General features: G+C 53.8%; 14 protein-coding genes. 6 read left to right on the top strand and 8 right to left on the bottom strand.

The features are described from left to right. Position 1: 1 nt before the first annotated feature. Genes F3J38_RS06515 through F3J38_RS06500 form a run of 4 tightly spaced genes read left to right on the top strand, consistent with a single transcriptional unit; the run spans position 2 to position 3,741 of the window. Positions 2-721: an ABC transporter permease gene (locus F3J38_RS06515; protein ID WP_167136181.1), complete on the top strand. Its 720-nt coding sequence runs from the start codon at positions 2-4 to the stop codon at positions 719-721. Positions 722-732: 11 nt separating this feature from the next. Further along, entirely contained in the window at positions 733-1,461 is a 729-nt protein-coding gene (locus F3J38_RS06510) for an ABC transporter permease (protein ID WP_034820924.1), read from the top strand. A gap of 1 nt (position 1,462) precedes the next feature. Further along, positions 1,463-2,263 (top strand): ABC transporter ATP-binding protein, encoded by an 801-nt coding sequence (locus F3J38_RS06505; RefSeq protein WP_167136179.1) that lies wholly within the window; start codon positions 1,463-1,465, stop codon positions 2,261-2,263. Then, on the top strand, positions 2,260-3,741 hold the full coding sequence (locus F3J38_RS06500; protein ID WP_167136177.1) for an HAL/PAL/TAL family ammonia-lyase: 1,482 nt from the start codon (positions 2,260-2,262) through the stop codon (positions 3,739-3,741). Before F3J38_RS06505 ends, F3J38_RS06500 begins: the two co-directional genes overlap by 4 nt. 408 nt (positions 3,742-4,149) lie before the next feature. On the opposite strand, the gene F3J38_RS06495 is transcribed toward F3J38_RS06500, so the two are convergent. After that, on the bottom strand, positions 4,150-4,782 hold the full coding sequence (locus F3J38_RS06495; RefSeq protein ID WP_084938154.1) for a flavin reductase family protein: 633 nt from the start codon (positions 4,780-4,782) through the stop codon (positions 4,150-4,152). 133 nt (positions 4,783-4,915) lie between these two features. On the opposite strand from F3J38_RS06495, the gene rlmF reads away from it, so the two are divergent. Then, on the top strand, positions 4,916-5,842 hold the full coding sequence (gene rlmF, locus F3J38_RS06490; RefSeq protein ID WP_167136175.1) for a 23S rRNA (adenine(1618)-N(6))-methyltransferase RlmF: 927 nt from the start codon (positions 4,916-4,918) through the stop codon (positions 5,840-5,842). A 94-nt stretch (positions 5,843-5,936) separates the two neighbouring features. Here rlmF and ybiO read toward each other — a convergent pair whose 3' ends face one another. The 6 genes from ybiO to rhtA all read right to left on the bottom strand — a co-directional run bounded on the left by ybiO (position 5,937) and on the right by rhtA (position 12,560). Beyond that, entirely contained in the window at positions 5,937-8,165 is a 2,229-nt protein-coding gene (gene ybiO, locus F3J38_RS06485; protein ID WP_240155931.1) for a mechanosensitive channel protein, read from the bottom strand. Between the two features lie 160 nt (positions 8,166-8,325). After that, complete coding sequence (gene glnQ, locus F3J38_RS06480; protein WP_167136171.1) at positions 8,326-9,048, bottom strand: glutamine ABC transporter ATP-binding protein GlnQ; 723 nt, start codon at positions 9,046-9,048, stop codon at positions 8,326-8,328. After that, complete coding sequence (gene glnP / locus F3J38_RS06475) at positions 9,045-9,704, bottom strand: glutamine ABC transporter permease GlnP (protein WP_084938144.1); 660 nt, start codon at positions 9,702-9,704, stop codon at positions 9,045-9,047. The genes glnQ and glnP overlap by 4 nt, the downstream gene beginning before the upstream one ends. Positions 9,705-9,789: 85 nt before the next feature. Next, positions 9,790-10,536, bottom strand: coding sequence for a glutamine ABC transporter substrate-binding protein GlnH (glnH, locus tag F3J38_RS06470; protein WP_167137085.1), 747 nt, complete (start codon positions 10,534-10,536; stop codon positions 9,790-9,792). Positions 10,537-10,853: 317 nt separating this feature from the next. Further along, positions 10,854-11,357, bottom strand: a complete 504-nt coding sequence (gene dps / locus F3J38_RS06465) for a DNA starvation/stationary phase protection protein Dps (protein WP_084938139.1) — start codon at positions 11,355-11,357, stop codon at positions 10,854-10,856. A gap of 294 nt (positions 11,358-11,651) precedes the next feature. Next, positions 11,652-12,560, bottom strand: coding sequence for a threonine/homoserine exporter RhtA (gene rhtA / locus F3J38_RS06460; protein ID WP_167136169.1), 909 nt, complete (start codon positions 12,558-12,560; stop codon positions 11,652-11,654). 378 nt (positions 12,561-12,938) lie between these two features. On the opposite strand from rhtA, the gene ompX reads away from it, so the two are divergent. Next, on the top strand, positions 12,939-13,451 hold the full coding sequence (ompX, locus tag F3J38_RS06455) for an outer membrane protein OmpX (protein WP_167136167.1): 513 nt from the start codon (positions 12,939-12,941) through the stop codon (positions 13,449-13,451). 59 nt (positions 13,452-13,510) lie between these two features. Here ompX and F3J38_RS06450 read toward each other — a convergent pair whose 3' ends face one another. After that, positions 13,511-14,785: a c-type cytochrome gene (locus F3J38_RS06450; RefSeq protein WP_167136165.1), complete on the bottom strand. Its 1,275-nt coding sequence runs from the start codon at positions 14,783-14,785 to the stop codon at positions 13,511-13,513. Positions 14,786-14,799 lie beyond the last annotated feature (14 nt).

Genomic DNA, 14,799 nt, shown 5'->3' with positions numbered 1-14,799 from the left:
GATGATGAGCCTGCTGAGTTTTGGTGCTGATGGCTGGGGCCGCCTGATTTTAGGCGCAGCCGTGACCACGTTGCTGCTGTCGCTGGCCGCGCTGATGATTGGTGCAGTGGTGGGGTCTGGCGTGGCAGCGGCCAAGCTGTCGCCGCAGCGCTGGGTCCGCTGGTTGGGTGAAGCCTATTCGACCGTGTTTCGCGGTATTCCGGAGCTGCTGGTGATCTACCTGTTCTATTTTGGTGGATCGGGACTGATTACGCTGGTGGGGCAAATGTTTGGCGCGGATGGTTTTATCGAAGCGCCCCCTTTCCTGATTGGTGCACTGGCGATTGGGCTCATCTCTGGATCTTATCAAGGTGAAGTGTATCGTGCGGCGCGTCTGGCGCTGGCTAAAGGCGAAGTCGAGGCCGCCGTGGCGATTGGTATGCCACGTTGGCGCATCGCACAGCGCATTCTGTTACCGCAGATTGTGCGCTATGCGCTACCGGGCATGTCGAACGTCTGGCAGATGAGCCTGAAAGATTCGGCGCTGGTGTCTGTCACTGGCATCGTCGAGTTGATGCGTGCCAGCCAAGTGGCTGCGGGATCCACGCGCGATTACTTCACTTTTTATCTGATTGGTGGTGCCTGCTATTTAGTGCTGACACTGCTGTCTAATCATGCGTTTCGTCGTGCGGAGACGCGCCTCGGACGCGCCTGGCAAAGTCGCACTGCGGCACAGCATTAAGGAGCAGCAGCATGATCGACTTCGCCTTTCTGACCGACACTTTCCTCAAGCTGAGCGCGGCATTGCCGGTGACGCTCGGCCTGTTTATCAGTGCGTTTCTCTGCGGTGGCATTCTCGCCATCGGTATCCTGTCACTGCGCATGAGCCGCTGGCGGGTGCTGAGCGGCTTTGCGCGCGGCTACATTCTGGTGTTTCGCGGCTCACCGCTGCTGATCCAGCTATTCCTGATCTATTACGGGCTAGGCCAGTTTGGCGTCATCCGGCATAGCTTTGTCTGGCCCTTCCTGCGCGAGCCGTTTACCTGCGCAGTGCTGGCGCTGTCGCTGTGTACCGCGGCTTATACCGCAGAGATCTTACGCGGTGCCTTGCTAGCGGTGCCGCCCGGACAAGTCGAAGCCGGGCTGGCCTGCGGCATGTCGCGCTGGCTGCTACTGCGTCGCATCATTGCGCCTATCATGCTGCGTTATGCGCTGCCGGCCTATTCCACGGAAGCCATCCTGTTGGTGAAATCCACCGCCCTTGCCAGCCTGGTCACCGTTTGGGATGTCACTGGCGTGGCACAGCAGATCATTCAGCGCACCTATCGCACCATGGAAGTGTTTATCTGCGCTGCCGCGATTTACCTGATCCTGAATTTCATTATCGTCCAGCTTTACGCGTTGTTAGAACGCCGTTTAACCCCGGTGCATCGCGTTGAAAAAAAGCCGTTACCCGCCGTTAAACCGCTTGCCGGAGAGTAATATGCAATCCACATCCCCCGTAACCTTAAGCGCCACCGATATCCATAAATCCTTTGGCGCGATGGAAGTTTTAAAAGGCATTTCGCTTCAGGCGCACCAAGGCGATGTCATCTCAATTCTCGGTGCTAGTGGATCGGGCAAAAGTACCTTGCTGCGCTGCATTAATCTGTTGGAAACACCGGATGCCGGGTTGGTCAGCGTCGGGGGCGAAACCATCGAAATGAAGCGCCATGCGCGCGGCCATCAGTTGGCGGCGAATCCTAAACAGATTGAGCGCCTGCGTTCTCGTTTGGGCATGGTGTTCCAGAGTTTTAACTTGTGGTCGCACATGACAGTGCTGCAGAACGTGATTGAAGGTCCTCACTATGTGCTGAAGCGCGATAAGAAAAGTTGTATCGCGCAGGCAGAACAGTTGCTGGACCGCGTGGGGTTGCTGAATCGCAAAGATTTTTATCCTGCACAGCTTTCTGGTGGACAGCAGCAGCGTGTGGCTATTGCCCGCGCCTTGGCGATGGACCCGGAAGTGATGTTGTTTGATGAACCGACTTCCGCGCTGGACCCAGAGCTGGTGGGTGAAGTGCTGAAAGTGATGCGTAGCCTGGCTGAAGAGGGGCGTACCATGCTGGTGGTCACTCATGAAATGGGCTTTGCGCGTAACGTTTCAAATCGTGTGGTGTTTATGCATCAAGGCACCATCGATTGCCAGGGAACGCCGGAGGAGATGTTTGGTGCGCAGGGTTCACAGCGTTTTAAGCAATTTATTTCCAGCCATCAGAGCCATCACACGGAGCAGCCCGCATGACCATTGAATGGGGCGATGCGCCATTAACCTGGCAGGACGTGGTACAGGTGGCTCGACACAATGCAGAACTCACGTTGAGCGCCAGCGCTTGGCAGCGTATCGCCCAAGGGCGTGAGATCGTCGAGCAGATTGTGACGACCGGCCACATTGCCTATGGCATCAACACCGGGTTGGGTGCGCTGTGCAACATCAGCTTGCCGGAAGAACAGCTTAGTCAGTTGTCTCGTAATACGCTGCTCAGCCATGCTTGTGGGGTGGGGCCGTTGCTGGCACGTGAGCAGGTGCGTGCCATTCTGTGTGCGGCGATCGCCAACTACAGTCATGGCAAATCGGGCGTTTCCGTGGCACTGGTGCAGCATTTGCTGGCGCTGCTGAATCAACAGGTCACCCCGCAGGTGCCATCGCAGGGCTCTGTGGGTTACCTCAGCCACATGGCACACATCGGTCTGGCGCTCATTGGCGTGGGTGACGTGGAGTATCAGCAACAAATCATGCCTGCCGAACAGGCACTGGCGCTTGCTGGATCAAAACCTTATCGTCCCGGTGCCAAAGAGGGTTTGAGCCTGGTGAACGGCACGCCCTGTATGACCGGGTTATCGTGCCTGGCACTGGATGATGCCGCGCGTCTGCTCGATTGGGCTGATGTCACGGGTGCAATGAGTTTTGAGGCGCTGCGTGGGCAATCGGTGGCATTTGATGCCGAAGTGATTGCCTTGAAAGCCAGTCCGGGCATGCAAGTCAGTGGGCGGCGTTTACGTCAGCTGTTGAGCGACAGCCCGCTGCTGGTGAAGAGTGTTGGCATTCGCACGCAGGATGCGTTGAGTCTGCGCTCTATGCCGCAAGTACATGGTGCCAGTCGCGATCAGTTCACACACGCGGCCCGTCAGGTTGATACCGAGTTAAATGCCTGCACGGATAACCCGCTGGTGCTTGGCACGGTGGATAACTGGCGCGTGGTATCACAGGCTAATCCGCATGGCGAATCGGTGGCGATGGCGGCAGATTTGCTGGCGATAGCCATGGCGGAAGTAGGCAGTATTGCCGAACGGCGGCTGGATCGCTTGGTGAATCCACTGGTCAGTGGTTTACCGGCGTTCCTCGTTGCACAACCCGGTGTGAACTCCGGCATGATGATTGCCCAGTATGTGGCGGCATCGCTGTGCGCTGAAAACCGACAGCTCGCTCAACCGGCGGTGCTGGATAACTATGTGACGTCAGGTTTGCAGGAGGATCATCTCAGTCTCGGTACGGGTGCAGCATTGAAACTGCTGAAGCTGGTGGGTAACGTGTGGCAGATACTGGCGATTGAGTATCTGCTGGCGGCGCAGGCACTGGATTTTCACGGCGAGGCAGAGTTGGCCGAAGGGACGAAGCAGGCCTTACGTCGTTTACGGGCAGTGGTGGCGAACTGGCAGGAAGATCGCTGGTTGGCACCGGAAATTGCCAGGGCGGTTGAAGTGATGAAAAACGGTGCTTGATGGATGGCGCTAAGCAGTTGAATACTGCTGGGGTAGGTCTGGGTAGGTCTGGGTTGGGCTGGGTGCGGGCCGTAACACCTCTGCTGCTGCCGGGCAGTCCTCGCGCCGCTGACGCGGTGCCCTCGGCTTCCACGTCGTGCCGACGGATCGTTCGGGTACGGCCATCCAGGCCTACCCGAACTGCCTGCCGCATCCATGCGGCTGGCTCCTGGCCCAACGTAAAAGCCTCAGCGCTGCGGATAGCCCTTGCAACATCAGAGGCGTTACGGCCATTCACATTGTGCCCCTTGTGGCGAAACGCACTGAAGAGTGTGCACAGTCTGTAGCCATCAGCGCCCAAGCTGCTCTGGGCTGCGTAATCTCTGTTTTAAACCAACCTGCACACCCGGAACAGACAACCAGAAAACATTAAACGCGGCGCGCATCCGGGCGCACTAAATCAAAGCGCAGATCTTCACTGATGCCGTAATAGGCTGACGGGCCACCGGCACGCAAGATGGGCTGCGCTTTGGCTGTTTGATAAATGCCGTTTTCCAGCAGCGCCTCATCAATATGAATCGCCACCACTTCACCTAATACCAGCCAGCTCTCCAGCTCGGTTCCCTGCACATCCTGTAAGCGAATCAACTGAGTAAGACGGCACTCAAAATTCACCGGGCTTTCCGCCACCATACTGACGTTAACGTGCGAAGCGGCAATGGGCGTCAATCCGGCCAGGGCAAACTCATCCTGTTCCGGCGGTACTGAGGCGGAGCTTTCGTTCATCGCTTCGGCCAGCGGGCGCGTTGCCAGATTCCAGACAAACTCTTTGCTCTCGCTGATGTTGCGCACGCTGTCTTTCCAGCCGCTACTGGCAAAACCGATAATCGGCGGATGATAGTTAAAGCAGTTAAAGAAGCTATAAGGGGCCAGGTTGCGTTGGCCGCTAGCGCTGAGTGAACTGACCCAACCAATCGGGCGCGGGCCAACGATGGCGTTCAACGGGTCGTGCGGCAAACCATGTCCTGCGCGCGGCTGATAAGAATATCTCTGACGTGTCATTTCTGCTCCCAGTGATGAACAATGCGTTATCTTAACGGTTTAGCCTCAGGCGCAACGGCAATAATTGTGTAAGCGGATTGTGCGATGCCGCCATCCAGCGTATCTTACGCCCGCGCTATTTTTCGGAGAAACTATGAACAAGCCAGCCGCTGCCTCGCCATTCCATCCACGTAATCGCCATCAGGGCCGTTATGATTTTGCTGCTCTGACTGCGGCTCATCCGCCACTGGCGGTGAAAGTACGCCCAAATGGTTATGGTGATCTGTCGGTGGATTTCGCCGATCCTGAAGCGGTTATGCTGCTGAACCAGGCGTTGATCAAACTGTTCTATAACCTCAACTGGCAGCTGCCAGAGGGGTATTTGACGCCGCCGGTGCCTGGTCGTGCTGACTATGTTCACTCCCTGGCCGATTTACTGGCGAGCGACAATGGCGGTAAGATCCCCCGCGATTTAGATATCATGGACATCGGCTGCGGCGCGAATCTGATCTATCCACTGATCGGCAACGCTGAATACGGTTGGCGTTTTACCGGCACCGATATTACTGCCGAAGCGATCACGGCCGCTAATCAGATTGTGGCGAGTAATCCTGGCTTGCAGCGCGGTGTTCGCCTGCGCCGTCAGAAAGATTCATCGGCCATTTTTGCCGGCGTCGTGCACAAAAACGAACGCTATCATGCGGTGTTGTGTAATCCGCCGTTCCACGGCTCAGCGCAGGAAGCGGCTATGGTTGGACAGCGTAAAACGCGCAATCTTGGCTTGGGAAAAAATGCCCCACTCAACTTTGGCGGCCAGCACAACGAGTTGTGGTGTGAAGGCGGCGAGCGTCAGTTTGTTGGCCAGATGATCAATGAGAGTGTGACTTTCGCTGACCACGTTGTCTGGTTTACTTCTCTGGTGTCACGTAAAGAGAACCTGCCTGCACTGCGCGATCAGTTGCGTGATCTTGATGCGTATGAAGTGCGTATCATCGAGATGGCACAGGGACAGAAGCAGAGCCGCTTTATTGCCTGGACCTTCTTACCGCCTGCCGCTCGAGCTAAACGCCTCGCGCGTTAACGTTTCCGGCTGTCGTGGCGATGCGATTTATCGCGCTTTTCTGCCACAACAGTGCAGAGGACAGATGCGCAACACATTGCGCATCTGGCAGCCATTACATTGGCGGTGGCAGCGCGGGGACACTGGCAGCTGACGCCACATCGCTGCCGGTTTGCATCACTTCCACCGTTTGATGCGGGGCTTTGATCCCAGCGGCATCGAAATGCTTCTTGACCTTATCATCCAACGCAAAACGCACTGTCCACTGTTTTAATGGCTGGGTGGTGAATGACACGCGTACGGTAAAGGACTGGTTGGTTAAACCCACCAGACCCGCAAAGCTCGGTTCGCCAATCACCATGCCGCGAATATCCGGATTTTCCAGCAAATCTTTTACTGCGGCTTGTAGCGTGGCATTGACGCGCTCCGTATCCTCACTGCGGTCCACATCATAGTTCGCCACGAACGAGCCGATGCCGCGCACGAAGTTGGCAAAAGTGGTGATCGAAGACCAGGGAATGATGTGATATGCCCCGGTGTCCTGGCGTACCCCCACTGAGCGAATCGACATTCTTTCAACTGTGCCGGTAATCGGACCGATGGTGACCAAGTCGCCGGTATTCATCCCGTTCTCAAACTGGATAAAGATACCGGTGATAATGTCCTTCACCAGCGTTTGCGAACCGAATGAAACGGCCAGACCCAGCGCACCGGCACCTGCCAGCAGCGGCGCGATATTAACCCCAACCTCGGACAATAAGATCATGATGGTAATGGTGCTGATCACCACCGCCAGCGCATTACGGAACAGCGTCAGCAAGGTGCGGGTACGCGCACTCGGCATCGGACGGCCGTGTGAGTCTGAAGCCAGGCGGCTTTCGATCAGACTGGCGAGTAACGTCCAACCAATCGCCGAGAGCAGCAAAATCATCACGATTCGAATCAGCACATCGACCATTTTCTGCCCGGCACCGAGCGTCAACCAGTGCCAGAGGTCGAACAGGTTCCAGGCATTAAGCAGCAACAGCAGGGTGGCAAAGACGGTGACCACCCGTGCGAGTTTCAGTAGGGCTTTCACCCAGTCATTGACGCGTTTTTGCAGTTCAGGATAGTTGCGGCGCAGGTCCGGCGACAGCGTCAAGGTTTTACCTATCCAGCGGGTCAGCATGCCGGAGACGAGCGCAGCGATAACGATAATCGCCAAACTGCGCACGGTGGCGGACATCATAAACTTCAGGCTATCGCCGGGGTTGAAAATGGAGAACAGAAATAACGCAATAAAGTAGGCACTTGCCAGCCAGTGCCACACCATACCGAAGGCGCGAATGAACAACGCAAAAAAGCTCATGCTACGGTCGGCCAAACGCGATAACTCATTATGAATGTTGCGTTTGTTGCGAAAGATTAGCCACAATGCCCAGCCTGTCATAATGCACATGATGAGCACGTTCACCAGTGCCGCGACCTGCATATTGACCTGATTGCCCACAATCGGTACGACCACTAACAACCCGTAGCCAATAATGCCGCTGAGCCAGCTGAGACGTGTGTTCCAGTAGGCGGCGCGCGCATCGGAAAGATGAAAGAATCGTAGAGAAGGGAAGCGCGGACAAAAGATAAGACGCAGTACGGCTTTGAAAAATTCGATCAGCGCAAACGCATTGAGGAACAGTCCTTGCTGATAAGCAATGGTGCGGTTGTTGCTGTGGTAATTGTCACTGATGATCTGACCGACAAACAGGGTGAGGGCCAATAGCAGTAAATCAATGATAAAGGCAGACACAATGGTGGCCGGCAAATGCAGCCATTTGCTGCGCTCCAGATTGTGATTGCGTCCCCAGCGCCCCATGCGTTGCCAAATGGGGTACATCAACAGTCTGGTGAGCCAGTAGAAGGCAAACACCGCGGCAGCCAGCCCGACGAAATATTTCAGTGCATTGAAAAAGGTTTGCTGATTGAAAGCTTTATGCGGGGCATTAGCGATATTGTCGTGCAGCTTAACAAACTGCGAAGCCACCGCGCCGCCATATTCGCGGGTGACGTTGGTGACGCTTTCCAGCACGGTCGGGTCTTCTTGATTCGCCTGTGGCGGGGCTAATACTGGTTGTTCGTTCACCGCTTTGCTGTTGGCTGCCTGCCGCAGTTGCTCAATCAACTCCTGGCGCGAGTCATTATTTTCCAGAATATTGGCCAGCGCGGCATAGGCCGCTTTCTTTTCATCCAGAGTGGGTTCGCCGTTGGGTGTGGCTGCGGCAGGTTGCGTTTGCTGTGCGGCAACGGCCGCCTGGGGCAGATTGACTGCATTGGCAGTGGGAACAAGAAACAGGCAGAGCATCATCCACATGGCTAAGTGCCATGATGGGCGGGCAAACGACATGACTTTCTCCTTGGTCAACGCACGGCGGCACAAGTGAAAAAGTATAGTCAGCAATGGAAGGTGAAGATTCTGAAAGGAAAATGGTTTGGGTGAGGAAAGGGCGGCCGTTGGTGACCGCCCCCAGGTATTACGACACGTGCTGTAGGAACTCGCGCAGACGATCGCTCGGTGGGTTGGTGATCAACTCATCCGGGTTGCCATCTTCCGCAATGGTGCCTTTGTCGATAAAGATCAGACGTGAGGCGACTTTCTGGGCGAAGCCGACTTCATGCGTCACGATCACCATCGTCATGCCTTCTTCGGCCAGATCCTGCATGACCTTGAGGACTTCATGGCGCAGTTCTGGATCCAGCGCTGAGGTTGGCTCATCAAACAGCATCATTTTGGGTTTGACCGCCAGCGCACGGGCAATCGCCACACGCTGCTGTTGTCCACCTGACAATTCCGCTGGGAAGTGATGGGCACGTTCGGCGAGGCCGACTTTGCCCAGCAGCTCACGTGCCAGCTTTTGTGCATCGGCTTTCTTCGCACCGCGTACGCGAATCGGTCCGAAAGCCACGTTATCCAACGCGCTCATCTGTGGGAACAGATGGAACTGTTGAAACACCATGCCGGCTTCCTGACGAATCAGACGATCGTCGACTTTAGGGTCGTTAACCTTCATACCATCAACAATCAGGTCACCGGTGGTGATCTCTTCCAGCTTGTTGATGCAGCGCAGCAGGGTTGATTTACCGGAGCCTGATGGCCCGATAATCACCACCACTTCACCCTGATTAATCTTCAGGTTGATGTCGTGCAGAACCTGGGTCTGGCCGAAGTTTTTAGAGACGTTTTTAAATTCAATCACAGGATTTTCACCCTTTTCTCAATACGGCGCAGCACAAAGCTCAACACCAGCGTAATAACCAGATAGATGATGGCAACAGCACTCCAGATCTCCAACGCACGGAAGTTTCCGGCGATGATCTCTTGGCCCTGACGCGTCAGTTCTGCCACACCAATCACGATAAACAGCGAGGTATCTTTGATGCTGACAATCCACTGGTTGCCCAGCGGCGGCAGCATACGACGTAGCGCTAACGGCATGATGACATAGCGCAGAGTTTCGCGACTTGACAGACCCAGCGCCAGGCCTGCTTCACGGAAACCTTTGTTGATGGACAATACGGCACCGCGCGTGATTTCCGCGATATAGGCGCCTGAGTTAATCATGATGGTGACCACGGCTGCGGTGAACGGATCAATTCGCAGGTCTGGGAAAGCCATTGGCAGGGCGAAGTAAATAAACATCACCTGTACCACAATTGGCGTACCACGAATCAGCTCGATGAACACCAACGCGAGGTTATTGGTAATCCAACCACCGTAGGCGCGGGCGAAACCCGCAACCAAGCCGATGATCAATCCGCCGACAAGGCCGAGTACGGAAATTATCAGGGTCATTTTGGCGCCTTCGATCAAAATCGGCAGGGCTGGCCAAATGACGCTCCAGTCAAACTCCATGGTGTGACTCCAGAATCAATTGCAATGGAAATGTAAAAAGCAGGGAGACGAAGCTCCCTGCTGGAAAAATCGGCTTAAGCCGGAATTATTTTGGCTCGCTGCCGAACCATTTTTTATAAATAGTGTTGTAAGTACCGTTGTCACGCAGCGTTTTCAGCGCGCCATTAATCTTGTTACGCAGGTCGTCGCTACCTTTAGGCAAGGCGATACCATACTGCTGAGCTTCGATAGACTCGCCAACCGCTTTGAAGCGGCCTTTACCTGCAGTGTGGATGAAGTACAGGATGTTTGGCGTATCGTGCAGCACGGCGTCAGCACGGTTGGTGCCTAACTCCATGTACGCGTTATCGATATTCGGGAACTGACGCAGATCTTTAGATTTGATGTGTGCTTTCGCGTAATCAACAGAACCGGTACCGCTCTTCACCGCAACCACTTTGCCGTTCAGATCGTCGATGCCTTTAATGTTGTTTTCATTTTCACGCACCATCACTAACAGGCCACTTTTGTAGTAACCGTCAGAGAAGTCGATGGCTTTTTTGCGTTCGTCGGTAATGGTGATACCGGCTAAAGCAACGTCAACGTTTTTAGTTTGCAGCGCAGGAATGATACCGCTGAAATCCATTGGCTTCAGGGTGTAATCCAGTTTCAGCTCTTTGGCGATAGCGGCCCACAGGTCGATATCGAAGCCGACATAATCGTTGCCCTGTTTGAATTCAAACGGAACGAAGGCGGTGTCAGTGGCGACAACCAGTTTTTTATCTGCTGCAGTGGAAGAAAGCGAGAAGGCCAGCGCCAGCGCGGCCACGGAGACTTTAATCAGTGACTTCATCATTATTTTCCTTATTACCCTACAAGCCTAATGGCCCGTTGTACGGCTAATCATATGAAAAAACTATGCCAACTTTTCATTTCAATCGTAATCAGCAGGATGCAGGGCCAGGCTGAACCGATTTTGCATCAAATGAAAGACTTGCACCATTTTCGCTCACCAAAATGGTGCAATGTGCTGTTGTGGTGCGGGCACAGTGTGCACCAAGGGATTGGCAAGGGAAAGGCAGGATTAAGAAATTGTTAACGACGTCAAAAAAAGCACCATAATGTTACAAATATAAAAAAGGCGGGACAACCCGCCTTTTTTTTCTCGCTTTATTCGATGTTGGATTCGATGAACCACAGGAATTTATCGAGGTCTCGCGAAGCAGCCGTGAAAATATCTGCGGAGTCTTCATCGCTCACTTCACTGATCGCTTTACGCGTATCATTAGCCACTACCGCATAACGGTCTGCTAACGCCTTCAAGTGATCCTGCACGGTGTGGATGTTAAGTGGGTAGCTTTTCAACGGTGTTTTATCGTTGACGATCTGGGTCGTACCCAGTGCAACACCGCCTAACTGCACAACGCGTTCTGCAATGGTGTCCTGATGGTCGGTAATCGCGGTACGGAAGCCATCCAGCATCTCATGTACACCGATAAAGTTGGCGCCACGCATGTTCCAGTGCGCCTGTTTAGTGATCAGTGACAGGTCGATGAATTCCACTACCAGACGGTTGAGCACCTCGATGGTCGCTTTCTTATCGCTATCAGCAACATCATTACGGGTGTAAATGAGATCAGACGATTTAGTTTTAACCAGTTTTGCGGTACTCATCATTAATGTCCTCTAATTGATGGTTGTCCTAATCAAGCACGGGAATAAGTATAGCAGCAGTTTTTGGTTGTGCCGGATTGTTTAAACCAATGACAGGAATAGATAAATCTTAACGTTAGATGGGATGTGTAGGGTGTGCATGATTTTTATATAAATCAGAGTGATAGGTTTTGTGTTAATTATTTTTCAATGATGTTGCAAAATAATAACATTGCTAAGGCGAGTAAAGGGGAGGAATTAAATGAGAATGGTTATTTATTCAGCCTGCAATATAACAGGCTGAATCAGATTTATTTATTGAGGTGGAGTAATATCCACTTCGTTTATTTTTGCGCTCTTTTGTTTCATGGTCAGTGTTGATCCGGCAGAAGCGGCGATAATCGCCAGTAAGGCAGCCCACTGCTTCAACGTCAACAACTCTCCCAAGAAAAGCATGCCAGAGAGCGCGGCCATCGCAGGTTCAAGGCTCATCAGTGTACCGAAAATGCGGGCTGGCAGACGTGTCAGCGCCATCATCTCCAGTGAATAGGGAATCGCACTGGAGAGCAGGGCGATGACTAAAGCCAGGGGCAGAATTTCCCAATGCCAGATACCGGGCGCGGCAAAGGTCAGGCCGAGAGGGACAAAGATTACGGACGCAATTAACGATCCCATCGCAACGGTAGCCGGACCATGCTCCGCACCTGCCCGTTGCCCCGCCAAAATATAGACCGCCCAGCAGGCACCCGCACATACTGCCAACAATGCCCCCAGTGGATCGATATGGCTGATGCCATCACCAATAGGCAGCAAGAACCATAACCCGGTCGCCGCCAGCACCACCCAGAGGAAATCGAGTGGGCGACGCGCACCTGCCAGAGCCAAAGTCAGGGGGCCTAAGAACTCCAGGCCGACGGCGACGCCGAGAGGCACGGTGCGTATAGATAAATAGAAGAGGTAATTCATGCAACCGAGCGCCAAGCCATACAGCAATAGCGGCTTGCGCTGCTCGCGAGTGAAGCGCAGGCGCCACGGCTTAAAGATGACACACAGAATCAGCGTGCTGAGTCCCAAGCGCAGTGCGGTGATGCCGGGTGCGCCGACTGTTGGGAACAGCGATTTTGCCAACGAGGCGCCGCCTTGCACCGAGAGTATAGCGATCAGAAGTACGGAAATCGGGAATAACACCGAAGCCATTTTGGGTGTTGTCAGAGGTGCGGACATGAGGGGATCCATTCTTGTATTCATTAACAGCGAAGCAACAAAAAGCCAGTGTAAATGAATCCGAGGCAAATAAGGAGCAGAGAGAAACGCAAAACAAACGCAGCGGCAGGCGACAAAATAGTCACTTTTAGCGCCATTTCAGTAAAGAAATGTCAGGTTAGTTTAGGAATTTACTTAAAGGTATTATTTTAAGCCCGAAATTATATTGCAGAAAGATGACGCTTTTTATAAGTAAAATGAATGACATACGAAAGTTCATTAACTTTCTGTTACACCAAACAATCTGTTAGACAACAAATTGCGGGCAGAGTTTCTCGCTATTTTTTGTTATATTTTTAGCGTTGTCAGGAGAGAAGTATATTCACATTTGAGGTGGTTATGAAAAAAATTGCATGTCTTTCAGCACTGGCTTGTGTACTGGCAGTTTCTGCAGGTTCAGCCATGGCACAGAGCACCGTTTCTGCTGGTTACGCGCAGAGCGATTATCAAGGCGTTGCTAACAAAGCAAACGGCTTCAACCTGAAATACCGTTACGAAGACGGTACTAACCCACTGGGTTGGATCGGTTCTTTCACTTACACCGAGAAAGACCGTACTGATGCTGGCGTTTACAACAAAGGCCAGTACTACGGTATCACCGGTGGTCCTGCTTACCGTCTGAACGACTGGGCAAGCATCTACGGCGTAATCGGTATCGGTTACGGCAAATACCAGGCGAACGACGCTGCTGCTCAGTCTAAATCTGACACCAGCGATTACGGCTTCTCCTACGGTGCAGGCATGCAGTTCAACCCAATCCAGAACGTTGCTCTGGATGTGGGTTACGAGCAGAGCCGTATCCGCAGTGTAGACGTTGGCACCTGGATTGCTGGCGTAGGCTACAGCTTCTAAGTTTTTGCTTAGACCAGAGTTGCATAAGAAACGGCCCATTACGGGCCGTTTTTTTTTGCTTATTGCGGTGAAGCGGGAGGCGGAGCCGGCAAGGTCGCACGGATCTTTTTAACTTGGTCAGCCGTGACTGGCGCCGCTTTGTTACCCCACCCATTACGGATGAAGTTGGCGACATCAGCAACCTGTTGGTCATCAAGACGCCAGGCAAAATCAGGCATGGTGAATCCGGTGGGCGCCTGTTGCGTGATCGCACGCTGGCCACCTTTAAGAATCACACTGATCACCGATGACGGATCCTCACTCAGCAAAGCAGGGTTGTGCGCCAGCGCTGGGAAGGTGCTGGTATAACCTTTACCATCGGTGCGGTGACAGGCAGCACAGTTATCCACGTAAACCTGCGCACCGGGTTGACTGACATCCCCTTTGAACAGTGCCTGGGCAGTGGCATCGCTGCTTGCCGGTGCAGCCGAAGTATCTGCTGCAGGAAGAGACTTCAGATAGACGGCAATCGCATTCAGATCCTCATCACTGAGGTACTGGGTACTGTGCGCGATGACATCGGTCATGGAACCAAACGCAGCGCCTTGCTTATTCGCGCCGGTCTTCAGGAAGGTCGCGATATCCTGTTCTGACCAGCTCCCCAAGCCTGCCGCTGGGCTGGCGGTCAGATCCGGTGCATGCCAGCCTTCCAGCGTGCCGCCAGTCAGATAGCCTTTACCGCTCTGATCCATGGCTTTCTCCTGGAAAGCAATACCGCGCGGGGTATGACAAGACCCGCAGTGACCAAGGCTCTGTACCAGATAAGCGCCGCGCTGCCACTGTTCCGATTGGCCTGCAACCGGTGCAAAGGCGCTGTCATCGGCGAAAGTCCAGCGCCAGAACGCCAGCGGCCAGCGCATACTGAGCGGCCAGGGAATGTCACTTTTGCGATTTTCCTGGCTGACCGGTTTAACGCCTTGCATGAAATAGTCATACAGGGCGTGCATATCACTGTCGCTGATTTTTGCATAGGACGGGAACGGCATGGCGGGGTAGAGCGAGCGACCATCTTTCGCCACACCGCCACGTACCGCTTTGACGAAGTCGTCGTAGCTGTAGTCGCCAATGCCGTGCGTTTTATCTGGCGTGATGTTGGTGGAGTAAATGGCGCCAATCGGCGTGCTCATTTTGAGTCCACCGGCAAAAGGCTGCCCGCCAGCTGAGGTATGGCACGCTGCGCAATCGCCTGCTTTTGCCAGATATTCACCCTGTTTAACCGAGGCTTCGCTGGCGGCCAGTGCCGCGTGGCTGACCAACGCGCCGCTCAGAGCGAGAAAGAGTGCGGAAAATTTCACTGTAACGCTCCTTA

The organism is Candidatus Pantoea formicae (assembly GCF_011752625.1).
GTDB classification, from domain to species: Bacteria; Pseudomonadota; Gammaproteobacteria; order Enterobacterales; family Enterobacteriaceae; genus Pantoea; species Pantoea formicae.
The sequence above is the reverse complement of the archived record's forward strand: the minus strand, read 5'-3'. Positions and strand labels throughout refer to the sequence as shown.

What these genes read in the sequence shown, in the direction of transcription:
- dps (WP_084938139.1), bottom strand. Translation starts at nt 11,357, where the DNA reads ATGAGTACCGCAAAACTGGTTAAAACTAAATCGTCTGATCTCATTTAC.
- rlmF (WP_167136175.1), top strand. Translation starts at nt 4,916, where the DNA reads ATGAACAAGCCAGCCGCTGCCTCGCCATTCCATCCACGTAATCGCCAT.
- F3J38_RS06505 (WP_167136179.1), top strand. Translation starts at nt 1,463, where the DNA reads ATGCAATCCACATCCCCCGTAACCTTAAGCGCCACCGATATCCATAAA.
- rhtA (WP_167136169.1), bottom strand. Translation starts at nt 12,560, where the DNA reads ATGTCCGCACCTCTGACAACACCCAAAATGGCTTCGGTGTTATTCCCG.
- ybiO (WP_240155931.1), bottom strand. Translation starts at nt 8,165, where the DNA reads ATGTGGATGATGCTCTGCCTGTTTCTTGTTCCCACTGCCAATGCAGTC.
- ompX (WP_167136167.1), top strand. Translation starts at nt 12,939, where the DNA reads ATGAAAAAAATTGCATGTCTTTCAGCACTGGCTTGTGTACTGGCAGTT.
- F3J38_RS06500 (WP_167136177.1), top strand. Translation starts at nt 2,260, where the DNA reads ATGACCATTGAATGGGGCGATGCGCCATTAACCTGGCAGGACGTGGTA.
- glnP (WP_084938144.1), bottom strand. Translation starts at nt 9,704, where the DNA reads ATGGAGTTTGACTGGAGCGTCATTTGGCCAGCCCTGCCGATTTTGATC.
- F3J38_RS06510 (WP_034820924.1), top strand. Translation starts at nt 733, where the DNA reads ATGATCGACTTCGCCTTTCTGACCGACACTTTCCTCAAGCTGAGCGCG.
- F3J38_RS06515 (WP_167136181.1), top strand. Translation starts at nt 2, where the DNA reads ATGATGAGCCTGCTGAGTTTTGGTGCTGATGGCTGGGGCCGCCTGATT.
- F3J38_RS06495 (WP_084938154.1), bottom strand. Translation starts at nt 4,782, where the DNA reads ATGACACGTCAGAGATATTCTTATCAGCCGCGCGCAGGACATGGTTTG.
- glnH (WP_167137085.1), bottom strand. Translation starts at nt 10,536, where the DNA reads ATGAAGTCACTGATTAAAGTCTCCGTGGCCGCGCTGGCGCTGGCCTTC.